The organism is Actinoallomurus sp. NPDC052274 (assembly GCF_040679475.1).
GTDB lineage: Bacteria > Actinomycetota > Actinomycetes > Streptosporangiales > Streptosporangiaceae > Actinoallomurus > Actinoallomurus liliacearum.
Map to the genome: position 1 here is coordinate 20,292 of NZ_JBFAUT010000022.1, position 25,167 is coordinate 45,458.

Sequence of the window (25,167 nt, forward strand, 5' to 3'; positions counted from 1 at the left end):
GCATGTCGCCTCCTGCGGCGCGTCTTCGCCGAGCGTTGCGGCGCGGTGCGGTCGGCGGCGCGTCTACAGGTGGGCGACCAGGAGTTCTGGGCGTTCCACGCAGTCGGCGACGAAGCGGAGGAAGCCGCCGGCCACGCCTCCGTCGCAGACGCGGTGGTCGAAGGTGAAGGACAGCTGCGCCACCTTGCGCAGCCGGATCTCCCCCTCGAACGCCCAGGGCCGGTCCGTGATCCGGCCGACGCCCAGCATGGCGGCCTCGGGATGGTTGATGATCGGGTTGGAGCCGTCCACGCCGAAGACCCCGTAGTTGTTCAGCGTGAACGTCCCGCCGGTGAGGTCGCGCGGATCGAGCCGGCCGGTCCGGGCGGCCTCGGTACGTTCCCGGATCCGGGCGGCGAGTTCGGCGAGCGTGAGCCGGTGGGCGTCACGGACGACCGGCACGACGAGGCCCCGGTCGGTCTGCGCGGCGAAGCCGAGATGCACCTGCGGAACCTGGACGATCTCCTGGCGTTCGGCGTCCACGTAGGCGTTGAGCTCGGGGAATCTCCGCAGCCCGGCGACGCAGATCCGGGCGAACAGCGCCAGCATCCCGATGCGGGCGTCGGGGAGCGCGCGGGCGAGATCTGCCTTGAGCTCGACCAAGGGCGTGGCGTCGACGTCGACCCAGGTGCTCGCATCCGGGATCTCCCGCCTGCTGCGCGAGAGCTTCTCCGCGATGGCCCGCCGCACGCCCCGAAGCGGGACGCGGACGGGAGTCTCGTCGTCCGTCCGCCCCTCGTCCGCCCGGTGGACGGCCGGCTCCGGGGCCACGGCCAGGCCGGTGGCCGCCGCCGGAGCCGAGGCGGTGATCCCCGGCGCCTGGGCCAGTGCGGGCGCGGCCTTTCCCGGCGCGGCGGCTGTGGCGATGGCGGCGTCGACGTCGCGGCGGAGCACGACACCGCCGGGGCCGCTGGGGGTGAGAGCGGCGACGTCGATGGCGTGCGTCCGGGCGAGCTGGCGGACCACGGGTGAGATGACGCGCGGCGCCTCGGGCCGTACGGGCGTCCCGGCAGCCGGGGCGACCGAGGTGGCCGGGGCGCTCGAGGGCGCCGAAGCCACCGGGAGTGCCGGGCCCTCCGAGGTCCCCGGGGCAATCGAGAGCGCCGGGGCCATCGAGAGCGCCGACTCCTCCGGGAGTGCCGAGGCTTCCGAGGTCCCCGGGGCGCTCGAGGGGGCCGCGGCCGCCGAGGCGACCCGCGTCGGAGCGGGTGCTCGGTGCGGCGACGGCGGGACGGGGCGTCCGGCGCGGCGGCGGCGCGACCGGCGGGCCGTGCCCGTTCCGTATCCGACCAGGACGTTGCCCGAGCCGGCACGCTCCTCCTCGCGGTACCGCTCGGCTGCGCGTCGGCCCTCGTCATCGGCGAACGGGTCGGCCACCGCCGGGGCGGCAGGGGTCTCGGCCGCGACGGTCACCGCGATGAGGGGTTCGCCGACGGCGATGACGGCTCCGACCTCGCCGTACAGCCGGGCGACCGTGCCCGCGATCGGGATGGGGACGTCGACCGCGGCCTTGGCGGTCTCCACCTCGACGACGTTCTGGTCGACGGTGACGGTCTCCCCCGGCGCGACGCGCCATTCGGTGATCTCGGCCTCGGTCAGTCCCTCGCCGAGGTCGGGGAGGCGGAAGATCACCTCGGTGCCGGTCGCGGTCACGCCGCACCGCCCAGCGGCAGGAAACGCTGGTCGGGGCGGTCGTCGCGCTGGAGCCGGTCGAGCGTGTCGAGGACCCGGTCGACGTTCGGCAGGTGATGATGCTCGATCATCGGCGGCGGGTACGGGATGTCGAACCCGGTCACCCGGAGCACGGGGGCGTGCAGGCTGTGGAAGCAGCGTTCCTGGACCCGGGCCGCGATCTCCGCGCCGACCCCGGCGAAGCCCGCGGCCTCGCTGAGGATCACGCACCGGCCGGTCCGGCGCACCGACGCGGTGACGGTCTCGTCGTCGAACGGCACGATCGTCCGCAGGTCGACGACCTCCAGGTCCCAGCCCTCCTCGGTGGCGGCCTCCGCGGCCTCCAGAGCGACGGGAACGGTCGGGCCGTACGCGACGAGCGTGGCGTCGCGGCCCTGGCGGCGGATCGCGGCGCGGCCGAACGGCTCGGCACGCACCGGCAGGGTGACCTGCGCCTTCGACCAGTACAGCCTCTTGGGCTCCAGGAAGATCACCGGGTCCGGGTCCTCGATCGCCTCGCGCAGCAGCGAGTACGCGTCGTCCACCGTGGCGGGCGTGACGACCTTCAGCCCCGGCGTGTGCGCGTAGTACGCCTCGCTCGAGTCGCAGTGGTGCTCGACTCCCCCGATGCCGCCGGCGTACGGAATTCTGATCACCATCGGGAGTTCGACCCGGCCGCGGGTGCGGTTGCGCATCTTGGCCACGTGCGAGGCGATCTGCTCGAACGCCGGGTAGGCGAAGGCGTCGAACTGCAGCTCGACGACGGGCCGGAAGCCGCCCATGGCCATGCCGACGGCGAATCCGACGATGCCCGCCTCGGCGAGCGGCGTGTCGAAGCAGCGGTCCTCGCCGAACTCGGCGGTCAGGCCGTCGGTGATACGGAAGACACCGCCGAGCCGCCCGACGTCCTCGCCGAAGACAACGACCCGTTCGTCGTCGGCCAGGGTGTCGCGGAGCGCGGAGTTGAGGGCCTGCGCCATGGTGGTGGACGGGCTGGTCACGTCAGCGCCTCCTCGGCCTCGAGTTCGGAGCGGAGCGACGCCCGCTGTTCGTCCAGTTGCGGGGTCGGGACGTCGTAGACGTGGTCGAACATCCCGAGCGGGGCGAGCTCGGGGTCGGCGTTCATCGCGGTGCGCAGCCGGGCGGCGAACTCCTCGGCGGCGGCCGACGCCTCCGCGACGTCCTCGTCGCCGAGGTGGCCGCGGCGGCGCAGGTACGCCTCCAGCCGGGCGATGGGGTCGCGCCGGCGCCACTCCTCGGCCTCCGCGTCGGTGCGGTAGCGGGTCGCGTCGTCGGCGTTGGTGTGCGACTCGAGACGGTAGGTGTGCGCCTCGACCAGGAACGGTCCGTGGCCGGAGCGCGCGTGCTCGGCGGCGGCGGACAGCACCGCGAGCATCGCCACCGGGTCGTTGCCGTCGACGCGCTCGGAGCGGATCCCGTACCCGACGCCCTTGTGGGCCAGGGACGGCGCCGCGGTCTGCCGGTCGAGCGGGACGGAGATGGCGTACTGGTTGTTCTGCACCAGGAACACGACCGGCGCCTTGAAGACGGCGGCGAAGTTCAGTGCCTCGTGGAAGTCGCCCTCGCTGGTCGCGCCGTCACCGACGCAGGCGAGGGCGATCCGGCCGCTGCCCTTGCGCCGTTCGGCGTAGGCGAGTCCGGCGGCGTGGACGGTCTGGGTCGCCAGCGGCGTGCACTGCGGCGCGACGTGGTGGCGGTGCGGGTCGTAGCCGCAGTGGGCGTCGCCGCGCAGCAGGGCGAGGACCTCCGTCGGCTCGATGCCGCGCGTCACCAGCGCCATGGACTCCCGGTACGTGGGGAAGAGCCAGTCACCGTCCTCGAGGGCGAGGACGGCCCCGACCTGGCAGGCCTCCTGCCCGCGGCTCGACGGGTACACGGCGAGGCGTCCCTGCTTGGTCAGCGCCGTCGCCTGGGTGTCGAACCGGCGTCCGACGACCATCGCGCGGTACGCCCGGCGGAGCGTCTCCGGGCTGGGCAGCGGATAGCGGGGACGGCCGCGCACCGCCGTTCCGGTGTCGGTGAGGAAGCGGACCGGCCGCTCCGAGGGGAGCAGCGCCTCCGGGCCGCCATCGTGCTGTCGATCCGTCATACGGCCCCGCCTTCCTTGCTCGGCCAGTGCTAGGAATATCGTTGTAAAACAGCCAAAAGGCCAGCATGTGGCCGGAAACACGGACAAACGGCTCTACGAGGGGTGGCCGATGGATCATCTGTCCTTCGAGGCGGCGGCACAGCCGGGGACCGCCGGACGATCGGCGGCCCCCCTCGACGACGTCGACCGAGCCATCCTGCGCGAGTTGGAGAGCGACGGCCGCCTGTCCATGCGCACCCTCGCCGAGCGCGTGAGCGTCTCCCGCTCCAACGTCTACGCGCGGGTCGAACGGCTGGTCGCCGAAGGTGTCATCACCGGGTTCACCGCCCGCATCGATCCCGTGCGCACCGGGCTGGGCACCGCGGCGTACGTGCTCCTGACCATCGAGCAGCACTCCTGGCGGGAGGTCACCGCGCGCCTGCGCGACGTGCCGTACATCGAGCACCTGGCGTTCGTCGGCGGCGACGTCGACCTCGTGATGCTCGTCCGCACGCCCGACAACGTCACACTGCGCGACGTCGTCCTCGCCCGGATCCACACGCTCCCCGGCATCCGGTCGACGCGCACCTGGCTCATCTTCGACGAGGCGGCCGGTAGCCGCCGCCTCCACTGACGCGGCCGGCCGAGACGGACGGCCGGGTCCGAGCCCCACCGGGGCCCGTACGAATCACCGACCGGCCTCCGCCGTCGCTCAGCCGTTCGGATCGACGCGACGGCCGGCCCCGGCCTCCTGAGCGGAGCGGTCCGGGACCGGCCGTGGTCATGCCGACCGCGGTGCCCGCCCGGGGCGCCGCGGGGCTCGGAGACCGGCGGTCAGCCGCCCACCCTGGTCACCGACTTGCACTTGCTGCCGGAAGGGCCGGACGTGGCGCCGGGAGCCTTCGTGTTCGAATAGCTCTGATACGACTTCTTGCCATAGAACTTGTTGCCCTTGCCGCACCTGGCCGCGCGGGGGAAGACCCAATAGGTGAACATCCCCTTGTAGCCGTTCCCACGGGTCTTTCCGTTGTGACCCTTACCCGTCTTGAACACGTTGCCCCGCGCGACGTTGTAGCTGCTGCCGTCGGTGGCGCGAATAGGGTCCCCGGAGATCACCTGGAAGGTGTTCCCTTCGACCAGTCCGTGGTTGCTCCCCGGAGTCTTTCCCGTGGGGGTGAACGCGAAGTAGACGCCGTGCATGTTGGCGGGACCCGCGGTGTTCTCCAGGTTGATGAACCTGTTGTTCAGGATCTGCGCCTTCTCGACGTAGTTGAGGTGCACGCCAGCGTAGCCGCCGGCTCCCTTGACCCAGGCGTTGCCGAGGCGGGTGAAGGTGATCCCCTTGACGACGAGACCGCGCACCGGGCCGTCGGTCCTGTTCCCCTGCGCCTTGATGCCGCCGTCGCCGTAATCGCGGATCGTCATCGGACCCTTGAAGACGAGCCTGGCGGACTTCGGCGTGACGATCGTCCAGTACCCCGTCTTCTTGGCCGCCTGCCCGTCGAAGACGACCGGGCCCGTCCCCGGCTGAGGCGACACTGTGATCGTCTCGTCCGGGGCGCCCACCGTCCAGCACACGTCCGCGTCGTGGTAGGTCCCTCCGCGAAGGAGGACAGACACGTTCTTCGCCCGTCTCGCCGCGATCACCGCCTGCGCGTCCGCCAGGGAGCCGACCGCCGTCTGCGCGGTGACGCCGACGCGGCCCGCCGAGTCGGCGCGCGCCTCCCCCGAGCGACCGGCGACCGAGGCGCCGCCCGGCCGCACGTAGACGGTGAGGGCGTCATCCTCGGCGGCCACCTTCACGGTCGGCGCCGGAGACGCGCACGCCGTGAGAACCAGGAGGCCGGAGACGCCGATCGCCAGGGTCGCTGCCCGCATACTGCTCCTTCTGCATACAAGTGGATCTTTCGGTGAAGCACCATCAAAGCGCGTCGGAAGATCACGCGACGGGGTTTTGATATGGGTCGAAAGCCCTCGCGCGGATCGAGAGACCGATGCGGCCCACCAGGCCGGACGTCGTCGGGCGGCGTGCGCGGCATGGAAAGGTGCTCGCCGGCCGTTCCGTTAAGCACATCGATTCATCTCACGGGCGCGTCGGACCAACCTGATCGTCCTGCCCGGCGGAGACGTTGGAAATGGGGCCGTACGGCGGTGGAATCCGCCAATCGAACCGCACCACGGAATCGGCGAGGAATTTCCTGTGCGGCCAGGGAAGACAGCGCTCGACGGCGGAGAAGGTCACGACCCCGGGCGGGCTCGGGGGACCGGCCCGCGTCCAGCGTCACCCACTCGGCACCGCCCGACGCAGGCCTCCTGACGACGCCTGGCCTGGGAGCCGCAGACCAACGGCGGACCGACCTCCGTCGGGGTCTTGACGGGCCCGTCGCGGCGGGGGCATCATCACCCCCAATCTGAGATCGTTCTCACAGTGGAGCCTGCATTGAGCCTGGTACGCCAGCCCGTCCGTCCCCTTGGCCCGATTCCCGATACCCTCCGTGGCGATATCGACGTCGCCGTGACGCCCGAGATCGAGGCTCAGGTGACCGCCTTCGTCGAGAAGGCACTCAAGCCGACGACCCGGGTCATCTACCTGGTGGGCTGTGGCGGCTCGCTGTTCATGTTCGGGGCGATGCGCTTCATCCTGGAGCGCTCCCCCATCCCCGCGGTGGCGCTGAACGCGGACGAGTTCATGCTGCGGCATCCGTCCGCCCTCGGTCCCGACTCGATCGTGATCGCGAGCAGCACGAACGGCGGCACCGCCGAGACGGCGCGGGCCGTCCGGTTCGCCCGGGACGCCGGGGCGCCGGTGCTGCTCGTCACGAAGGACCCGGAGAGCGTCGTCGCCAAGGAGGCGGCGGACATCGTCCTGCACCGCAGCGTCGAGGCCAAGCAGGTCCTCCAGGGGCTCATCGCGTACGCCCTGCTCAAGGCGCAGGGCGTCGCCGACGACTACGACGAGGCCGTGGCCGCCTTCCGCGGCTGCTCGGCGGCGTTCGAGACCTCCGTGCGCGAACTGGACGACCGGCTGCGCGACATCGCGGCGGCGTGCGTGGACGAGCCGTGCGTGTACGTCCTCGGCTCCGGCCCCCTGGAGGGCGCGGCGCAGACCTTCGGGGCCTGCTACCTGCAGGAGATGCAGATCAAGCACGCGGTCGCCACCGGCTCGGGTGAGTTCCTGCACGGCGCCTTCGAGGTCATCGACGGAGAGGTGCCGGTGGTCCTGCTGCTCGGTGAGGACGCCACGCGTCCGATGGGACAGCGGGCGCTGAACTTCCTGGAGCGCTACAACCACCGCAACCACGTCATCGACAGCGCGTCCCTGTCACTTCCGGGGGTGCCGGCGGACCTGCGCGCCACTGTCGGGGCGTTCGTCATGGCCAGCGCGGTCACCGCCCGGCTGGCGCAGCACTTCGAGGCGTTCTCGGGCCGTCCGCTGACCGACCGCCGCTACATGTGGAAGGTCGAGTACTGATGCGGCTCGCCGCCGTCGGTGACAACATCATCGACTGCTATCCGGAGACCGGGCACATGTACCCCGGAGGCAACTGCGTGAACGTCGCCGTCCACGCGGCCCGCGCCGGCGCCCGGTCCTCCTACGTCGGATCGGCCGGGCGGGACGAGCGGGGCGACCAGCTCGCCGCGGCCCTGCGGGCGGAGGGCGTCGACGTCTCACGCCTGCGGCGGCCGGCCGGTCCGACCGGCTACGCCACGGTGGTCAACGTCGGCGGCGAGCGCACCTTCGGGCCGTACGACCGGGGCGTGGCGCGGTTCCGGCTCGACGACGAGGACCTGGAGTTCATCGCGGCCCACGACCTGGCGCACTCAAGCTACTCGGCGCAACTCGAGGAGCAACTGCCGGCCGTCGCGGAGCGCCTGCCCCTGTCGTTCGACTTCGACGCGCACACCGGCGACGAGTACGCGGCCCGGCTGCTCCCGCATGTCACCTACGCCTTCTTCTCGGCCTCCCATCTCGGCGAGGCCGAGACCGGCGACCTGCTGCGCTGGGCGTGCGACCAGGGGGCGCGCGTCGCCCTGGCGACCCGCGGCGCGGCGGGCGCGCAGCTCTACGACGGCCGCGCGTTCTTCGCGGAGCCGGCCGCCCCGGTCGACGTGGTCGACACCCTGGGGGCCGGAGACACCTTCATCGCTCATATGCTGACCGGCCTGACCTCGGGTTTCGGGAAGCAGGAGACCCTGCGCCGTGCCTGCGCGCACGCCGCTCACGTCTGCACCTCCCTCGGTGCCTTCGGGCACGCCAGACCGATCACCTCCGACCTGACACGGCACCTGTCCGCCACAGCAGCAAAGGAATCATCATGACCGGTACCCGGGGTGGCCGCGCCGGCGCGGCTCTGGCCGCGCTCGCGGCGTGCGCGGCACTCGTCCTCTCCGCCTGCGGCAACGACTCCAAGACCTCCACCGCGTCCGGGGACGCGGCCCCGAAGCAGGCGGCGGACCCCGCGGTCGCCAAGCTCGTGCCCGCGAACCTCAAGAGCGCCAAGGTCGCCGTCTTCGGGGACTGGGCCCCGGAGGAGTACGTCGAGAGCGGCAAGATCAAGGGCTGGAGCGTCGACCTGGCCAAGGCGATGGCGGCCAAGATGGGGATGACCTTCACCTATCAGGCCACCGGCTTCGACGTCATCATCCCCGGACTGGACAACGGCCGGTACGACGTGGCGGTGGCCTCGCTCGGCGTGACCCCCGACCGGCTGGCGAGCCTGGACTTCGTGCCCCTGCAGAAGGAGGGCACCGCCTTCGGCTGGAAGAAGGGCTCGGGGCTCAACGTCCAGAAGATCCAGGACGTGTGCGGCAAGTCCGTCGCGGTGCTCACCGGGGCGTGGGAGTACAAGTACCTGACGGAGAACAACGCCAAGACGTGCGGCTCCACCCCCATGCGGATCGAGCAGTTCAAGGACCAGCCCTCGGCCGAGCTCGCCGTCACGTCGGGCCGCGTGCAACTGGTCGCCGCCGGATCCGGGAAGCTGAAGTACAGCGCGAAGCAGAGCGGCCAGCTCGACACCTCGGACCTGCTCGTCAACGCGGTCTACAACGGCCTGGGCGTGAAGCAGGGCAGCCCCCTCGGCCCGGCGCTGAAGGCGGCGCTCCAGGCGGTCATCAACGACGGCACCTACGCCAAGATCCGCTCCCAGTGGGGCGTGACCAGTCAGGGCGACCTCAAGACGGCCGTCCTCATCACCAAGGCCCACCCCGAGGGCTGAGGCCGCCCGGACCCCTCTGACCCACCCCCACGTGAAGGAGTCGACGATGCAGATGGCGGGCAGCCCGGCCGACCAGGCCGAAGATGACCGTGGGTTCCGAAGTGCCGAGGGCGCGCGGAAGGTGCCGCTCCGGCACCCGTGGTGGTGGGTCGGAGGGGTCGTCCTCATCCTGATCATCGGGATGTTCGCGCAGCTCCTCGTGACCAACCGGAACATGAAGTGGTCGACGGTCCTGGAGTACCTCTTCGACGGCGAGATCCTCAGCGGGCTGGTCACGACCCTCGAGCTGACCGTCCTCGCCATGGTGATCGGGCTGGCCCTCGGCATCCTGCTCGCGGTCATGCGGCTGTCCGCCAACCCGCTGTTCCGGTCGGTGAGCTGGCTGTGGCTGTGGTTCTTCCGCGGCGTGCCGCCCCTGGTCCAGATGGTCTTCTGGTTCAACCTGGCCACGCTGATCCCGAAGCTCAAGCTCGGAGTCCCGTACGGTCCCACGCTCGCGTCGTGGGACACCAACACGGTCATCTCGGCGTTCACGGCGGCCATCCTCGGCCTGTCCTTGACCGAGAGCGCCTACGCCGCCGAGATGATCCGCGCCGGCATCCAGGCGGTGTCGAAGGGGCAGACGGAGGCGGCGCTGTCGATCGGGATGTCGAGGTTCCAGGTGATGCGGCGGGTCGTCCTGCCGCAGGCGCTGCGCATCGTCGTGCCGCCGATCGGCAACGACCTGATCTCGATGCTGAAGTTCACCTCGCTGGTGAGCGTCCTCGCCACCCCGGACCTGCTCTACAGCGCCCAGATGATCTACTCCCGCAACTACAAGACGATCCCGCTCCTGCTGGTGGCCACCATCTGGTACCTCGTACTGACCACGCTGCTCACCGTGGCCCAGCAGCAGGTCGAGAAGCGGCTCAAGACGACGCACCATCAGGCCGGGGCGACGAAGAACGTCAAGCGGCTGCGGTTCCTCCCCTCGTTCGGAAAGGCGTGAGCCGGTCATGCTCCCTCTCCTGCGCATCGAGAAGGTCAACAAGGCGTTCGGCGGGAACCACGTGCTGCGCGACGTCTCCCTCGACGTCCACGCCGGCCAGGTGCAGTGCGTCATCGGCCCGTCCGGTTCCGGCAAGAGCACCCTGCTGCGCTGCGTCAACCGGCTGGAGGTCCCCGACAGCGGGCACGTCTACCTCGACGGCGAGCCGATGGGCTACCGCTGGAAGGGCGACGCGCTCCGTGAGATGACATCGTCCCAGCTCGCGGCCCAGCGCCGCCAAATGGGCATGGTCTTCCAGGGCTTCCACCTCTTCCCCCACCGGCGGGTCATCGAGAACGTCGTCGAGGGCCCCGTCGTCGTGGGCGGCGTGGACCGGGCGACCGCGCGCCGGCGCGCGATGGAGCTGCTGACCAAGGTGGGCCTGGCCGAGAAGGCCGAGGCGTACCCCGACTCGCTGTCCGGCGGGCAGCAGCAGCGCGTCGCGATCGCCCGTTCCCTGGCCATGCGACCGAAGCTCATGCTGTTCGACGAGCCCACCTCCGCGCTCGATCCCGAACTGGTCGGCGACGTGCTCGCCGTCATGCGCGACCTGGCGGACGAGGGAATGACCATGATCGTGGTCACCCACGAGATGGGCTTCGCGCGGGACGTCGCCGACCACGTGGTCTTCATGGACGGCGGTCGCGTCGTGGAGGCCGGCCCGCCGGAGCAGATCTTCGCGGCGCCCGAGCACGAGCGCACCCGTTCCTTCCTCGCCCGGGTGCTCTGAGATGGACGTCCTGATCCTGTCGGACGCGCAGATCCGGGCCGCCGTCGGCGCCGCCGACGTCGTGGACTCCCAGGACCGCGCCTTCCTCCTGGCCGCCGAGGGCGGTGGCGTACGGTCGGCGCACACGCACTACACGACGTTCGCCCCCGACGGCATGGCGTTCGTGCACAGCGCCGTCGCGGCCGGCGAGACCGGCGTCGTCTTCAAGGCCGGCACGCAGCATCCCGAGAACGCGGAGCGGGACCTGCCGACCGTGCACGCGACCGTGACCGTGCACGACCCGGACTCCGGCCGGACCGTCGGCGTGCTGAACGGCACGACGATCACCGCGCTGCGCACGGCCGGCGGTCTGGTCGCGGCGGCGCGGGCCCTGTCCCCCGACCGGCCGCACACCGTCGGCGTGCTGGGGGCCGGCGCGCAGGCCACCGAGTTCGTCGGCCTGATGCACGCGCTGCTGCCGGTCGACCGGTTCCTGATGTGGAGTCCCAGGCTGCACGCCCTCGGCCGGGCGCACCTCGACGCCCGCCTGGCGGAGCTCCCGGTCGAGGTGGCCGCGTCACCGCGGGACCTGTGCGAACGCAGCCGTACGATCGCCGCCTGCACCCTCAGCCGTACCCCGGTGATCGAGGGAGCCTGGCTGCGGGCGGGCACGACCGTGCTGACGATGGGCTCGTACGCCCCGGACCGATGTGAGATCGACGTCGCCTGCTCCGCGCGGGCCGCCCGGACCTTCACCGACCTGCCCGAGCAGGCGCTGCGGTCGACCGGACCGGTGCTGGCCGCCGTACGGGCGGGCATGCTGAAAGAGGAGGCGGTGCGTCCGATCGCCGAGGTGCTCCGCGGTGATCATCCGGGACGCGCCGACGAAGCGGAAACTGTAGTGTTCCACAGCAACGGCCTGGGTGTTCAGGACGCCGTGCTGGCGTGGCGCGCGTACGCCGCCGCCCGCTCGAACGGCATCGGCACCCGGGTCGACCTGTGAGCACGCCGCCTCCGCACGAACCAGAAGGAACTCAACGTGGCGCCTGAACCCGGATCCCGGGAACGCCCCAAGCGGTCGCGGCCCAACATCAACGACGTCGCGAAACGCGCGGGCGTCTCGCGGGCCACCGCCTCCCGTGTGCTCGGCGGGTACGGCTATTCCAGCCAGGAGGTCATCGAGCGGGTGAACCAGGCGGTCCGCGAACTCGGCTACGAGCCGGACCGCATCGCCCGTACGATGCGCAGCGGCAAGTCCGACGTCATCGGCTTCGTCTGCGCCGACATCTCCGACGCCTTCTTCTCCGCCGCCATGCGCGGCATCTGCGACGTGGCCCTGCGCGAGGGCTCCCAGGTCATCGTCATGAACACCGACGACCGGGCGAGCCAGGAACAGCAGGCCACCAAGGTCCTGCTCTCGCACAAGGTCGACGGCATCATCATCACCCCGATCTCGGTGCGCGAGCACGGCCACATCGACGCCGTCACCCGGGCCGGAGTCCCCGTCGTGTCGCTGGACCGGCAGCTCAGCGACGCCGGCATCGACAGCGTCGTCGCCGACAACGAGGCGGCGACGACGGCCGCGATCGACCACCTCATCGGCCTCGGCCACCGCCGCGTCGCCTTCCTCGGTTCGGTCCAGCCCGAGGAGCCCCCCGCGCTGCGGATCGGCAAGGTACGGGCGAGCGTCGCGGGCCCCTCCCGCCCCTCCCTCGACCGGGTACGGGGATACCTGCGGGCGTTGTCCGCGGCGGGCATCCATCCCGACCGCGACCTCATCGCCCTCGTCCCGCACGGCGGCGAGCCGAAGCGCCGCACGCAGGCCGTCGAGGCGATGCTCGACATCGAGGATCCGCCGACCGCGCTGTTCACGGCCGACAGCTACATGACCAAGAGCGCGTTCTCGCTGCTCTCCGAGCGGGGCATCGCGATCCCCGAGGAGATCTCCCTGCTCGGCTTCGACGACCTGGAGTGGACGACGCTGGTGCGCCCGAGGATCTCGGTCGTCGTGCAACCGTCGTACGACATGGGCCGCGCCGCCGCCGAGCAACTGTTCGCCCAGATCGGCCGCGCCGACGCCACGGACGGCGACGGTCGCGGCCGCCGCACCGTCGTCCCGGCCCGCTTCCTCGAACGCGACAGCGTCGCGGCGACCGCCAGAACCTGAATCTCCGGCGGAGGCCTCTTCGAGAACCCGGGTTGGCGGAGCCCCTCCTGCTGCGGACGGTCGCTCCCGTAAGACCCACACAACGCAAATCCGGGGATGTGCAGCCAGCACGTCACCCACAAGCACCAGGAGATGATCCTCGTGGCACGCAATTCCTCCTACACGAGGAAGGAAGGCCGCACCGCCAAGGTGAGGCTCAACGACCGGACGCGTGCAGAACTGCGCGATCCGGCGGTCCGCGAAGACGCGATGACCCAAGCCGAGTGGTACTTCCCGCCCGGCAGCCCGCTGAAGGTCCGGCGCGGCGAGATCACGCCGCGCCTCGACTGGGACGGCAGCCCCACCGGCACGTTCGACATCGAGACCACGGTCACCAAGCGCCGCTGGCGCCGATGACCAAGTGGCGGGCGTCGCCCGATGACGGATGACGCCCGCCGCGAACCGCAGCCCTCCCCGTCCCGGGGAGGGCTGCACACGGTTTAGGAATCCACAGGTGATGCGTCAGCCGGTGTGCTTCTGACCTGCGATCGAGTCGCCATGGTGCATGATGCGGTCGACCGTCATCCCGCAAATATCCCGCAGAGTGGGCAACGCTTCTTGGCCGGGTCCGGTGGGGCCTACCCAGGACGCCGATCGCGCGCCACGCATACGGCCGCCCCGTGAGCCGCCTCTTACTCCGCCGGTTCGGCCGCGAGAACCTCGGGCGCCCCGGAGCGCCTGTTGTCGGGACACCATGATCCTTGCACGGCGTGCTCAGAGCCGCACGTTGATAAAACGGCGATGCATCCTTGCGCTATCAGCTTGAGAAAAATCCTGTTCCACCACGTCACACGCGCTAACCTGGCCAACCAACCACCCGTGAGTGACCGTGATTGAGCCCTGATCACCGCCCCTAATTGCAGCTAATTGCACGAGGCCTCTATCGCTGACCCGCGCAGCTCATCCCCGGAGGCTCACCTGGTGCTCGGAGGATACGCAAGTGCAGAAAGGATGCGTTCAGTGTCCTCTAATGAAGGCCTCGAGCTTGCGGATCACGTCTTGCACTTCGGAGGGCATGTCACCGGGTGGTACGTTTCTGGCGAGCGAGTGCATGTTGACGGTCTTCGCCTTACGCGCTTGAAGTCGAGAGTTGAGCATTCGGATCGTTACTTTCGCGTCTACGAGCCCAAGCTGTCCTTCAAGCGTCGCCCAACGTGTGTTAAATTCGGTCTTCGCATTCTCCAGAACAGTCTTTTGAGCGAGTTTTGTCTCGCCGATCTTGCGCTTGTGCTCATCGAGTCTCTGACTTTCCAGCGCGAGGACGGCTTCCTCCCTCTGCTCGCTCACAACCTCGATTAGGAGTTCCGCGGCGTCCTCGCGCGGAATGCCAGCCGCCTTTGCGATTGCAGACGCCACCAGCATGTAGTTCTCCAGCTCGCGTCGACTCCACACGTGGACCCGGGCGCCGACCTTCCGCAGCTCCCGAGTCTCGAAGTCGATCGCCTCTTGAGACCGCAGGTCTCCGTCCAGGATCACGAACGTCGCTACAGCACTGCCCAGGGCCAGCATGGTCTCAGTGAACGCACTGGCTAGCCAGTTCCTGCTAAATCCGCCCAGGGGCACGGTGGCGTAGGTATCGGAAGATGCAACTGTTGATATCCCGAGCCGTCGGGCCAGATGCGCAAGCACGGGGGCGTCGTCGCCTTCGACGAAAAGAACTGAACTGCTCCGCAATGCCCGTCCAACTCCCAGCTCATATCCGCTGCCGAGCCGTCGCCCCATGAGTGCCAATGACCCGTCAGCACGAGGACGCTCCGAGGTCCTACGCGAACGGTCGATCCACACGGCGCTGCCCGGCTCCGCCTCGGCTAGGATTTCCACACTGTGGGTTGCAACAACGGTCTGCTGAGCCGTCCCAAACAGCGTCCGCGCCAACCTCCGCTGCAGATCCGGATGCAGAAACACATCCGGCTCGTCTAGGATGACCACATCGCTCCCGCGCTGCCGCCACAGGTGAAACAGTGCCTGCAGCCAGATCTGGATGCCGTCGCCAGCCCACCCGATCTCTCGCTCATGACGGGTTCGTTCTTCGGTATAGAAGAGGTCGAAATCGTCCTGCGGCGTACCCGGAGCACGGCGAAGGAACAAGTTCGCAAGCTCGGGCGTGCGTTCATACACATAGGACGTGAAGTCGCGCCATTCTTCTTCACCCAACCGCCATAGTGCGTTGCGAAAATACCTGCTTGCTTTCCGTCCCGTCATGTGCCGGCGCAGCGTGTCGTCTCCGACGTAAGACTCGCGGTCATCCAAGGGCGTCAGCGTTGGAACCACTGCTACGTTCGGCACCAACTCCCGAGCCACAGCTCTTGGCGGCATCGTCACGTTGTCATTAGGGGGAAAGATGAAAAACATCCCTGACGGTGGGCGCTCATCCAAGTCGTAGTCTTCCACTTTGGCCCATGAAGCGACTAGCCGAACACCTGTGTTTACGACCACCTCGATTCGGGTTTCTCTTGGCCGAAAATCGTACCGAATGTTCTCGTTCGAGAATGCCGACGCCTCCACCGCCGCTGCAGTGATCGGCCATCCGCGAGTCGGCCGCCCCTCGACTTCGCCTACTTCCGACGGGGCAACCCGGCGCGCCTGGGGAAGCATCGCGATGATAAGCCGCAATGCACCCAGAGCGGTCGTCTTGCCAGCGTTGTTTGCACCTACCAAGACATTTGTCCGGCGCAGGCTGATCGTATGATTCTCAAAGCCCTTGTAATTAATGAGCTTTAGCGACTTAAGCGAATTTGGCTTTGACAAGATGCTCCGGTCTCTCAATCTGGCCACCTACCACATCGGGAGATTACACCTCGGGACAGCCAAGCGGCCTCTGACTTTCTGGGCATCTGTCGGGGTGGCGGGATTTGAACCCGCGACCTCTTCGTCCCGAACTACCGGCACGATCAAGGTTGACCCTGGCGTGCCCTGCTCGGACATGTGTTGCCGTGTGATCGTGGCCGGCGCTGCACGACGGTGTTGCTGTACTTCCGTGCTGTACAGCAGTCGGCCACAGTGCGCATGTCATGCCTACCTCTCGCGTGTGGATGCGACGCGGGCTCGACCCGGAATGGGTCAACCATCAACGGGAATTCTCGGAACGCTTCCTGCGAATATCTCTGATGAATAGCCAGCACGACAAGCCAAGAGCGATTATTACGAAAGCGCCCATGAACCAGTCACGCATGTATCCCAGCACTGCTCCCGCCAGGAGTGCAATAGCAGAATTTCCTATCGTTAGACCGTCTTTTACGGGATCTATATCGGGCGGTCGATAGCGAACTTCGACGTCAATGAGCGGCGGGATGTGGGCAGGTCAGTCGAGGCTTTGGGCCGTCAACGAGCAGGAAGAATGAGACTTCCTGACGTTTGCCGATCAGAGCAGGACCGATTTCTATACCAGTGCCGACGACTTCCACCTTTGGGATTTCCCGGTTAGATGGCTGAGTGCTCACCTTGAGGATTTCGACTATCGGAGCGCCAACATCAAGCCGAAGCGGACGACCGGCATTGAAGTGGTGGTTCGCAATATCTAGTCGGCTTTGACTGATGAGCTTGATCTCCACCACATGCGGCTCGGTTAGTACGCGACCGCCTCTGCGAACCTCGATGCCCTCCCGCATGTCATCCTCAGCGTTCAACATAGGCGTTACGACTGGCAATCCGTAGTACAACCGCCGCCTGGGATAGCCTGCTCTGAGGGTCACCCAGTTGGTGATCGGTATGCCGATCAACGCGACGGCGACTCCGACGATGGTCCAGAAGGTCCCCGAGGTGAACCAGGGTGCGGCATGCTTCACGGCTCTGATCTAACACCTATTGCCTAAGGCAGAGTGTGATACGGCCGACACTGACCGCATTCGGCCGCGAGTTTGCCAGGTGGACATGACCGGGAACCTGTTCCCAGTAGCGGCGCGACATCTTAGCTGCAGAGCCGTCAAGCCGCAGATCCCAAGTCCACGCGCAGCATCTTCTCCCAGCTCGAAGGATGACGCCGCTCAGCGCTTCGCGATCTCCAAAACCCTAACGTGCGACCCTGCGGCCGATAGCACAGCGTCGTATATCCCGCTCCGCGAGTCCGACTGCGATCCGAAGAAAAGAACATTATAAGTGAAATTGAGAGCGTAATTCCCTCTCACATGTATCAGCCCCCAACTCGGGTCATAACTGGAAGCTGTATTGAGTAGAGGGTCTCCATCGAAGCTCCACCTTACTCTTCCGCGATCTGTGTCGGTAGTAAGGTTCCTGGGACATGTCGGCGGCATGGGGACTTTATGACTTGATACGCAGCGGTCGAATGCCTGACGGAGGACCGACTCAACGTGGGTCCACGCCCCTGCGGATGGCCGGCTCTTGGTGATGACGCTCCTCTTAGGCGTGATTTTAGTAAGACTCAGCGGGTTTACGATCTGTGGATTTCCGTTATTCCAGTCGACCGTAGTCCGATATTGGAGCTCATGAAGCTCGAACTGTGGACCGGCAGGATCTTCATACGAAACCGTCATCACGGCATGGCCGATTACGTCTGCCTTAGTCCCGTGAAACGAGATAACCGCCCCATCGCCGGGATCGCCAACAAGTTCCCAATGGACTTTGAATGCGTCCGACCTAGAATCGTCGCTAGCGTTGGGGCATGTTAGGGGATCAAGGACAGCCGCCTTAGCGCAGGAGACGAATTTAGCTACGATAGGATGGGTAATTAGCTCACCTGTCGCTCCGGCGGGCCACGTATCTCCAGGTTCAGTAAACGGGATAGAGTGTGCACCATCGCGAGAGTTCCCAGGATCGCCACCCGCGACACACTGACGTATAAGAGCAAAGACAATAAATCCTATCAGAGCAAGAACGCCAAGCACTTTGATCGGCCGGGTTGGCGAATCCACCTCCTCCGAGGAGTTCTCCTCTGGCTGTCCATTATGGATATTAAGGATGTAAGCATCTCGTCCGACTTGGGTGACATTATTGCTGTCATCAACACTTTGACCGATGTCGGGTTTATCCCGAGGGCTCGTGGCCACTACCAGCGCCAGCGCTTTCGGACCTTGCGAGTTTCGCTCGCACCGATCATATCCCGGCCGACCTGAGTGACTCCTTTCGAGCTGATCACCGTCTGATTGATATTCGAAAGCTCTTCGCCTGCAAGAGTCGCGAGTGTCTCGGCGAGAGCCTGCACGTCCGCAAGAACCTCAGGATGCTCTCTCAGGAGACCGAGGAATTCAAGCTTCCAGACGTAGGTCTCACCAATGCTATTTCCAGGGTCGGCTTTGATGGCCGCCTGGCTTCTCTCCAACTTAGCCGCGACTTCAGCAGCGGGCTTCTGCTTGTTGAAGACGGCTGTGATCTTGCTGATCGCCTCGCCAACTACCTTAGAAGTTAGGGCCGTGACCACCGATTTCCCAGCAAGGCTTGCGACGCTCTCGAAATCCATGACTGTCCTTCACGTTGGGGATGCCTTCGGACATCAGCGAGAGGGATAGACGAGATTGTATGCGAAACTTCAGCAAAGCATTGCCCTTCGTAGGCGTTCTTCGCTATGCCAAGTGACATCATGCTTACCCTTCAGCCATGTGCAGCGGCAACGGGACGCTGACAACTCCCGAGGAGAGTGATCGTTTTCAACTCCCGGCGAGTAGTTGCTGTCTCGCGGGAAGACCTTCGCCGTCATGTCCGAGAACAAGGTGACCCGGACCGCAGGGCCGGCCACGGCCCGAGGACCGGAAGCGCCGCGTTAGCCGATCGCCCCAGCCCGTGGAGCGCGTAACCACCCACTGCGATCGTCAGGCCTGAGCCGTCGCTCCCACTCCCTGATCTCCTCGTTGCCGTCAACCCTCCAGCCGTGGCCGGTGGGTCAAAGTTGGACCTGTCGACGGCGTCGCGGCTTAGCCTGACCCGCCGGCCACGGCTGGGAGACTTGCACAGCGCGGGAGAACGAGCGGCCTACCGGTCGGCTGGCTTCCGCTTTCAGTGGTGTTCCGTATCCGGGTAGGGCGGCCGGCCGGTCTCCGGACGGGTCGGCCCGCAGAGGCCGCACGCCCGGCCCGAGGGCCGGGCGGTCGCCCGGCGGCCCGCGCAGCGGGGCGCCCTTGAATACGTGAAGAAAGTCCTCATCCGGCGCGGTTGGCCATTCGGTGACGGGCCTCTGGGCTGCCTAGTTGTGGCTGCTTCCTGGGGCCTCCGATGGTCGGGCCCTGCGGCCAGAGGGCTTCGAGATCGGCCGGTGTGAGTGGTGCCTGATAGGCGGCTTGTACCACCTGGCCGATCCTGGCGCTGTCGGCCTCGGCGAGGTTCGCGAACCAGTCGATCCCCGCAACGTAAGCCCACATGTACGTGCGGAGCAGTGGATCGGTACTGCGGTCGGTCAGTGTGCCGGCGATCCGGTCGTTGCTCCACCAGGGGACGCGCTGTCTGGCGTGCCGTACGCATTCTTCGATCGGCGTTCCGGCGTTGATGGCCAGGTGGAGTTCGGCTCGCACGAGTTGGAGGTAGTGGTCGATACGGACGCGACTGATCAATGCTTCGTCGTCGGGGCTGACGAACAGGGGCATGGCTTGGGCGAGTCCCTCGAGGAGGACCTGCTGAGGACCGTGGACCGATGACAGGCGTACCCAGGGGACGTCTTCGGTTTGGCATCGGGTGGCGATGCTGGCGCTTTGCAGCCCGTGGCCGAGGACTTCGTGAAGGGCGAACTGGCGGACCTGGACCTTGGTGAACGTTGCGTTCCGCACGTTGAGTCGGAGCCGGACCTGCTGACCGGCGCCGTCCAGCCAGTACGCCCAGTAGGCGTCGACGGAGGTCGTCTCCACCGTCAGCTCGTACGGGGCGCTGCTGCCGGTCATGCGGCGGACCGCAGGCTCGTACTCGGCGGCGGCCTGCCGGATCGCGTCCGGTGCCGCGTCGACGTCGATGTGCCCTTCCGCTTGGGCGAGGTCGGTGAAAGTGGTCTCTCCCCAACCGATGCCGAGTGCGTCAAGGCAGGCGCGGGCCTGCTCGCCCTTCGCGGTGACGTATTCGGTCGGCCATCCGGCTGCGGAGCACCCCTGAGTAGCGCGGATGTAGACATCCAGCGGCGGGCGCTCGCCCATCAGCGCGCGAAGATACGCCAGATCGGCGGTGATCCGTTTGAGGACGGCGGGATCCCGTACTTCAGCGGTCAGCGCGCTCAGCCGCTCGAAGGTGGTGAGCCGGTCGGCGGGCGTTGGCGGGTCGTCCTCGGGCGGGAGGAAATCGAAGTCGATGACGGCAGGCGCGCCCCGATCCAGCTCGTGCCGGTTCCAGGCTCGAAGAGTGTGCTCTACGGCGTCACGCGCGCTCACGCGTCACCGTCCAGCGCAGCGTGACCGACTGGCCAGGGCGTAGGTAGTCGCGGGTCAGCGTGATGATGACGTCGTCCCCTTCGTAGTCCCAGATCAGTTCTTCGGTAGCGGAGACCTCCAGGCCATCTTGATGCTCCTCGATGGCCGAGCAGCCGATCAAGTCCCCGGCGTCCGCTTGCCGGAGGTTCAGGGTGAAGCGACGGGTGTAACGGTTGATGCCTTGGCGCCAGTACAAGGCGTCTTCGAACCTGCCGCCCTCGCAGACGTAGCCGATCACCGCGGACTCTCCTGGCTGGATCGCCGGCGATAGCTGGCAGGCGAACTTCGACAGGTTCGGGGTGTCATGTCTGCGCTGAATCGCCATGCGCCTGGTGCTCTCTCGCAACGGGGAGAGGTCGAGCTTGCCGATGGTGTGCTCGAACCATAGCTCCCGCGCAAGGCGGGTCAGCGGGCGGTCCGTCAAGTTCAGCAGCTCGTAACGGTAGGTGACGTGTGCTGCCCCGCCGCGGGCGATATGGATGTCGATGCGGGTGTCCAGGTCGATGATGTAACCGGCGAGGTGAGCGAGTTGGCTGATCTCCTCATCGCTTAAGCACTGCTCCTGCTTGAGCTTGAGCAGTCGCTGGCCCACCCGCTGGGTGCTCTCACTCACGTTCGCGGCGTCACGCGCGGACAGCCCGGTGTGGCCCCTCCCCGCCTGCGACTGTTCCGGCCCCCACTCGATGGCGCTGACCGCCGGACGATCAATGCGGCTCTCGATGAGAGAGAACAGCCCGGCCCCGTCAGATACGCCTGTTTCTGCGGCGTTCGGTACGTCAGTCTTGTATGGCTCGAACAACTGCGTCGCCGTGTAACCCGGGAGCATCTTCTCCAGCACCCGGCAGTGATGAGGGTGTGGAAGCCCCTTCAACTCGCCGGACAGCCATCGATTGAACTGTGCACGGCTGGGCCAACTGCCGACGAGTTCCGGATCGATCACACGTGCCACTTTGTCGTATTCCCGACAAAATGCACCATGCGGCTGTAGGTGCTTTTCCCGCAGTACGGCCTTGAGCCGAATCAGCATAGTGGCCACCGCTATGCCCCTCCCTGCAACCGCCCGGATGCGTCGAACGTAACACGAGGGAGAACGAAACGAGACACAACTGAGCAGCAAAAGCCGCAGACGGGGCTTGTCCGATATCGAGACGGGACACTGGGCCTCGGCAAGCTCCTACGTGCGTCGACTCGCAGCCATCCGGCTGCGGGCGGGACGACGGGTTGCGGGACTGGCGACAGCAACAGGCGGATCTGCGCTTACCTCTATCCGCTCAGGTGCAGTCAGGAATCCGCAGGTTCTCCAGTCGGCCCCGCTTCAACCAAAGGAGCACACAGTGGCTGAGGCCAACCGGGAACAGGCGCTTGAGACGCTGATCGAGTTGTGTCGCCACTTGGCCGCCCTGGGTCTCAAGCCCGGGCTGAGCGATGCGCGTCCCGCCGTATCGCTTCGGAGCGATCTCACCCAACAGAAGATATGGGTGGAAGTCGACGTCTCACGCGGCTCCTTCGTGTGGCGACGCGACGAGTATGAAGATCACCCAGCCGACGACCCCGCCGGCGCGGCGGCGCAACTCGCCGAATACCTGAAAAGGCGTGATACGAGGCCAGGCGGACGGCCATGAACACGGACCCGGTCGTCGTGTTGCATCGGCGGTTCCCGGGGCTGGTGTTCTGGTTCGGCGCACGCACGGGAGCGTGGTGGGCGATCGTCCCGCCCCCGGCCGGATGGCGACTGATCGAGGCGGCCGATCCTGATCAGTTGACCCAGGCGGTCATCAAATCCCAGTCCTGGCCCTGGCCCTCGCCACGTGAAGGCGCACGCTGGACGCTGGGCGAGGGTCTGTACCGCTGACGGTCACTCGGCGTAGAGCCCCGGGTCGGCTGAGAACCAAGCGATCTAGCCTCCAACTTGGCCGGGGCGGTCCCTGTCTCGACGGCGACGAGGAACGGATCAACCGCATGATCGAGAAGGCGCTTGCCGCGTGAGGCAAACTGCGGTGACAGGGCTCCGGGTCATCCCCGGAGCCCTTCGCCTTCTTGGGGCTGACCTGCGCGGTCGTCGAGCCGTTCTGCACGCGCCATTCGCCCCGGAGTCTCTGGTTACCCAGGGCGAGCGTGTACAGAAGCCTCGGTTAAGGCTTGATGAAGCGGCCAGGATCATCCCGGTTCCGGGCGATCGTCCGCCGGTACCGGCAGGGATCACCGAGACTTCGGTTCTCCGCCCCGGCGTACGCTGGGCCTGGATGAGCACGCGGCCACTGCGGCGGCGGGCATACCAGCGAAGTCGGAGAGCGTTCGTGAGTTGGCTTCCCCCCGAGCAGTACATCCAGACGCTCCCGAGCGCCACGATGTACGCGGCGCTGTACTTCACCGATGTCGCCGGCGACCCCCTTGCGCTGCGGTCGGCCCAAGGCGCGGAAGCGTGGCAGTTCCCCGGCGGCAACGTCGAACACGGTGACGCCACGCCCTTCGCCGCGGCGGTACGCGAGTGCCGGGAGGAGACCAGCCTCGACTTCGCGGGCGAACCGCGCCTTCTCCTGACGCATTTCCTGCCGCCCCGGCCCGCCTGGCCGTGCGCCAAGGTCGGTTTCGTCTTCGACGGTGGCGTGCTCACACCCGACCGGCTCGATCGCATCGTTCTCGATCCGGCGGAACACACCGAGTGGCTCGTCCAGCCTCTCGACGGATGGAGGAAGGCCATGAGCCCGCCGCTCTTCGCGCGCCTCGCGGCCGTCGACGAAGCACGCCGCACGGGTCGCGCGGCGTTCCGCTGCGAGCCCGTCTAACCCGCGACGTGCGCTGATCGCCCGTGATGCGGGGTGACCATTAAGTCACCCGACCAGCAGTGACTACTAAGCGTCCATTGAATCTCACGCTCTGCTATAACTCCTTGCGTACGGTACGCCTCTTGATCGAGGAGGACCATGAACACGATCGTTCGCCGGGTCTCGCTGGCGGTGGCCGGGGCCGCCGTCGCGGCGGGGGTGGCGGGGCCGGTGTCAGCGGCGCATGCCGATGAGCCGCTGCCCTGCCCGCGCATCTTCGGGGTGGTGTGCGCCTTCACCGGGCCGCACGGCCACGGCCATCTGCGGCTCATCCACCAGGAGGAGCGGTTCCTCGCCCCGCCGGTCCGCAGCGCGCAGAACCAGGACGCCCGGCCCTGGTGCCTGTACGACCACCCGGATTTCAACGGCGAGAGCCGCGAGCTCGCTCACGGCCAGTCCATCGGCGACCTCGGATTCGAGGCATCCTCCGCCCGGCCGGGGAACTGCACGGTCCGATAGCCCGTGTGCCCGGCCCGCCGCGTCGCGGCGGGCCGGGCGTTCGGTCAGACGGTGAACTCGACGCCCTGGGCGAGGGGCAGTTCGCCGGAGTAGTTGATGGTGTTGGTGGCGCGGCGCATGTAGCCGCGCCAGGCGTCCGAGCCGGACTCGCGGCCGCCGCCGGTCTCCTTCTCGCCGCCGAACGCGCCGCCGATCTCAGCGCCGGACGTGCCGATGTTCACGTTGACGATGCCGCAGTCGGAGCCCTCGGGCGAGACGAACAGCTCCGCCTCGGCCTGGTCCCGGGTGAAGATGCTGGACGACAGGCCCTGGGGAACCGCGTTGTTCAGCGCGATGGCCTCTTCGAGGTTCTCGTACGGCAGGACGTACAGGATCGGGGCGAACGTCTCCCGGGTCACGATCTCGGTCTGCTCCGGCATCCGCACCAGCGCCGGCTCGGCGTAGTAGGCGCCCGGCGCCTGCTGGTCGAGCCTGCGCCCGCCGCCGGCGACGAGCGCGCCGCCCTGGGCGATGGCGGCGTCCAGCGCGCCGCGCATGGCCTCGTACGCGCGCTCGTTGATGAGCGGCCCGACCAGGGTGCCGGCCGTCAGCGGGTTGCCGATCGGCAGCCGGCCGTACGCGTCGGCGAGGCGGTCGACGAGCGTGCCGACGACGTCGGTGTGGGCGATGACGCGGCGCATGGTCGTGCAGCGCTGGCCCGCCGTCCCGGCGGCGGAGAACACGATGCCGCGCACGGCGAGGTCCAGGTCGGCCGACGGGCACACGATGGCCGCGTTGTTCCCGCCGAGTTCGAGCAGTGACCGCCCGAAGCGGGCCGCGACGCGCGGGCCGACCGCGCGGCCCATGCGCGTCGAGCCGGTCGCGCTGACCAGGGCGATCCCCGGGTGGTCGACCAGCGCCTCGCCGACCTCGGGACCGCCGAGGAGGACCTGGCTCAGGTTCTCGGGCGCGCCCTCCTCGACCGCGGCGCGGTCCAGGATGGCGGCGCACGCGAGGGCGGTCAGCGGGGCGAGTTCGGACGGCTTCCAGATGACCGGGTCGCCGCACACGAGGGCGATCGCGGTGTTCCAGGACCAGACGGCCGCCGGGAAGTTGAACGCGCTGATCACTCCGACCACACCCAGCGGATGCCAGGTCTCCATGAGCCGGTGGCCCGGCCGCTCGGAGCTGATCGTGCGCCCGTACAACTGGCGGGACAGACCGAGCGCGTAGTCGCAGATGTCGATCATCTCCTGGACCTCGCCGAGCGCCTCGGAGGTGATCTTCCCGACCTCCAGGCTGATCAGCGTGGCGAGGTCGTCCTTGTGCTCGGTGAGCAACCGGCCGAACCGCTTGACCAGCGCGCCGCGCACCGGCGCCGGCACCCGGCGCCAGGCCAGGAACGCCTCGCGGGCTCGTCCGACGGCCTCATCGACGGCGCCGGCGTCGACCCACCCGACGGCGGCCAGGCGCTCGCCGTTGATCGGCGAGGTGGTCGTGACCTCGGCGCCGAGCGCGTCCACGTCCACACCGCAGCGCTTCGCGGTCTCTCGCGCCAGGGCGGCCAGTTCGTCGGCGCCGGGCAGCGTGGTCACCATCAGGGTTTC

General features: G+C 67.7%; 23 protein-coding genes. 13 read left to right on the forward strand and 10 right to left on the reverse strand.

Annotated elements, in window-relative coordinates:
* Window positions 1-63 precede the first annotated feature (63 nt).
* From AB0K82_RS20110 to pdhA, 3 genes are read right to left on the reverse strand one after another with little or no spacing between them, the layout of a single operon-like run.
* Window positions 64-1,692 carry a 2-oxo acid dehydrogenase subunit E2 gene (locus AB0K82_RS20110; RefSeq protein ID WP_364398846.1) on the reverse strand — a complete coding sequence of 543 codons (1,629 nt, stop codon included), beginning with the start codon at window positions 1,690-1,692 and terminating at the stop codon, window positions 64-66.
* On the reverse strand, window positions 1,689-2,690 hold the full coding sequence (locus tag AB0K82_RS20115) for an alpha-ketoacid dehydrogenase subunit beta (protein ID WP_364399010.1): 1,002 nt from the start codon (window positions 2,688-2,690) through the stop codon (window positions 1,689-1,691). The genes AB0K82_RS20110 and AB0K82_RS20115 overlap by 4 nt, the downstream gene beginning before the upstream one ends.
* Window positions 2,691-2,707: 17 nt before the next feature.
* Window positions 2,708-3,820, reverse strand: a complete 1,113-nt coding sequence (pdhA, locus tag AB0K82_RS20120) for a pyruvate dehydrogenase (acetyl-transferring) E1 component subunit alpha (protein WP_364398847.1) — start codon at window positions 3,818-3,820, stop codon at window positions 2,708-2,710.
* Window positions 3,821-3,929: 109 nt separating this feature from the next.
* On the opposite strand from pdhA, the gene AB0K82_RS20125 reads away from it, so the two are divergent.
* Entirely contained in the window at window positions 3,930-4,433 is a 504-nt protein-coding gene (locus tag AB0K82_RS20125; RefSeq protein WP_364398849.1) for an Lrp/AsnC family transcriptional regulator, read from the forward strand.
* 200 nt (window positions 4,434-4,633) lie between these two features.
* Here the strand turns inward: AB0K82_RS20125 and AB0K82_RS20130 are convergent, their stop codons facing one another.
* Window positions 4,634-5,677 carry a hypothetical protein gene (locus tag AB0K82_RS20130; RefSeq protein ID WP_364398850.1) on the reverse strand — a complete coding sequence of 348 codons (1,044 nt, stop codon included), beginning with the start codon at window positions 5,675-5,677 and terminating at the stop codon, window positions 4,634-4,636.
* A gap of 637 nt (window positions 5,678-6,314) precedes the next feature.
* Between AB0K82_RS20130 and AB0K82_RS20135 the strand changes: the two genes are divergently transcribed.
* From AB0K82_RS20135 to AB0K82_RS20170, 8 genes are all read left to right on the forward strand, one after another.
* On the forward strand, window positions 6,315-7,271 hold the full coding sequence (locus AB0K82_RS20135; RefSeq protein WP_364398852.1) for an SIS domain-containing protein: 957 nt from the start codon (window positions 6,315-6,317) through the stop codon (window positions 7,269-7,271).
* The gene (locus AB0K82_RS20140) at window positions 7,271-8,119 is read left to right on the forward strand and encodes a PfkB family carbohydrate kinase (RefSeq protein WP_364398854.1); all 849 of its coding nucleotides are present in this window, start codon (window positions 7,271-7,273) and stop codon (window positions 8,117-8,119) included. The genes AB0K82_RS20135 and AB0K82_RS20140 overlap by 1 nt, the downstream gene beginning before the upstream one ends.
* Window positions 8,116-9,018: a transporter substrate-binding domain-containing protein gene (locus tag AB0K82_RS20145; RefSeq protein WP_364398856.1), complete on the forward strand. Its 903-nt coding sequence runs from the start codon at window positions 8,116-8,118 to the stop codon at window positions 9,016-9,018. Before AB0K82_RS20140 ends, AB0K82_RS20145 begins: the two co-directional genes overlap by 4 nt.
* A 46-nt stretch (window positions 9,019-9,064) precedes the next feature.
* Window positions 9,065-10,006, forward strand: coding sequence for an amino acid ABC transporter permease (locus AB0K82_RS20150; RefSeq protein ID WP_364398858.1), 942 nt, complete (start codon window positions 9,065-9,067; stop codon window positions 10,004-10,006).
* Window positions 10,007-10,013: 7 nt separating this feature from the next.
* Window positions 10,014-10,775, forward strand: coding sequence for an amino acid ABC transporter ATP-binding protein (locus AB0K82_RS20155; RefSeq protein WP_364398860.1), 762 nt, complete (start codon window positions 10,014-10,016; stop codon window positions 10,773-10,775).
* Window position 10,776: 1 nt separating this feature from the next.
* The gene (locus tag AB0K82_RS20160; protein WP_364398862.1) at window positions 10,777-11,757 is read left to right on the forward strand and encodes an ornithine cyclodeaminase family protein; all 981 of its coding nucleotides are present in this window, start codon (window positions 10,777-10,779) and stop codon (window positions 11,755-11,757) included.
* A 36-nt stretch (window positions 11,758-11,793) separates the two neighbouring features.
* Window positions 11,794-12,921 (forward strand): LacI family DNA-binding transcriptional regulator, encoded by a 1,128-nt coding sequence (locus tag AB0K82_RS20165; RefSeq protein ID WP_364398863.1) that lies wholly within the window; start codon window positions 11,794-11,796, stop codon window positions 12,919-12,921.
* Window positions 12,922-13,017: 96 nt separating this feature from the next.
* Window positions 13,018-13,317 (forward strand): hypothetical protein, encoded by a 300-nt coding sequence (locus AB0K82_RS20170; protein ID WP_364398865.1) that lies wholly within the window; start codon window positions 13,018-13,020, stop codon window positions 13,315-13,317.
* Between the two features lie 600 nt (window positions 13,318-13,917).
* Here AB0K82_RS20170 and AB0K82_RS20175 read toward each other — a convergent pair.
* From AB0K82_RS20175 to AB0K82_RS20195, 5 genes are all read right to left on the reverse strand, one after another.
* Window positions 13,918-15,735: an AAA family ATPase gene (locus AB0K82_RS20175; RefSeq protein WP_364398867.1), complete on the reverse strand. Its 1,818-nt coding sequence runs from the start codon at window positions 15,733-15,735 to the stop codon at window positions 13,918-13,920.
* A 500-nt stretch (window positions 15,736-16,235) separates the two neighbouring features.
* A complete protein-coding gene (locus AB0K82_RS20180; protein ID WP_364398869.1) occupies window positions 16,236-16,745 on the reverse strand; it encodes a hypothetical protein in 510 nt (169 codons plus the stop codon).
* A gap of 1,217 nt (window positions 16,746-17,962) precedes the next feature.
* On the reverse strand, window positions 17,963-18,373 hold the full coding sequence (locus AB0K82_RS20185) for a hypothetical protein (protein WP_364398870.1): 411 nt from the start codon (window positions 18,371-18,373) through the stop codon (window positions 17,963-17,965).
* Window positions 18,374-19,049: 676 nt separating this feature from the next.
* Window positions 19,050-20,258 carry a hypothetical protein gene (locus AB0K82_RS20190; protein WP_364398872.1) on the reverse strand — a complete coding sequence of 403 codons (1,209 nt, stop codon included), beginning with the start codon at window positions 20,256-20,258 and terminating at the stop codon, window positions 19,050-19,052.
* Entirely contained in the window at window positions 20,245-21,333 is a 1,089-nt protein-coding gene (locus tag AB0K82_RS20195) for a hypothetical protein (RefSeq protein ID WP_364398874.1), read from the reverse strand. The genes AB0K82_RS20190 and AB0K82_RS20195 overlap by 14 nt, the downstream gene beginning before the upstream one ends.
* Window positions 21,334-21,631: 298 nt before the next feature.
* Between AB0K82_RS20195 and AB0K82_RS20200 the strand changes: the two genes are divergently transcribed.
* The 4 genes from AB0K82_RS20200 to AB0K82_RS20215 all read left to right on the forward strand — a co-directional run bounded on the left by AB0K82_RS20200 (window position 21,632) and on the right by AB0K82_RS20215 (window position 23,581).
* Window positions 21,632-21,919, forward strand: coding sequence for a hypothetical protein (locus AB0K82_RS20200; protein ID WP_364398876.1), 288 nt, complete (start codon window positions 21,632-21,634; stop codon window positions 21,917-21,919).
* Window positions 21,916-22,149 carry a hypothetical protein gene (locus tag AB0K82_RS20205; RefSeq protein ID WP_364398878.1) on the forward strand — a complete coding sequence of 78 codons (234 nt, stop codon included), beginning with the start codon at window positions 21,916-21,918 and terminating at the stop codon, window positions 22,147-22,149. Before AB0K82_RS20200 ends, AB0K82_RS20205 begins: the two co-directional genes overlap by 4 nt.
* 445 nt (window positions 22,150-22,594) lie before the next feature.
* On the forward strand, window positions 22,595-23,083 hold the full coding sequence (locus AB0K82_RS20210; RefSeq protein WP_364398879.1) for an NUDIX hydrolase: 489 nt from the start codon (window positions 22,595-22,597) through the stop codon (window positions 23,081-23,083).
* Window positions 23,084-23,221: 138 nt separating this feature from the next.
* Complete coding sequence (locus tag AB0K82_RS20215) at window positions 23,222-23,581, forward strand: hypothetical protein (RefSeq protein WP_364398881.1); 360 nt, start codon at window positions 23,222-23,224, stop codon at window positions 23,579-23,581.
* A 44-nt stretch (window positions 23,582-23,625) separates the two neighbouring features.
* Here the strand turns inward: AB0K82_RS20215 and AB0K82_RS20220 are convergent, their stop codons facing one another.
* A complete protein-coding gene (locus AB0K82_RS20220) occupies window positions 23,626-25,158 on the reverse strand; it encodes an aldehyde dehydrogenase family protein (protein WP_364398882.1) in 1,533 nt (510 codons plus the stop codon).
* Window positions 25,159-25,167: the final 9 nt, after the last annotated feature.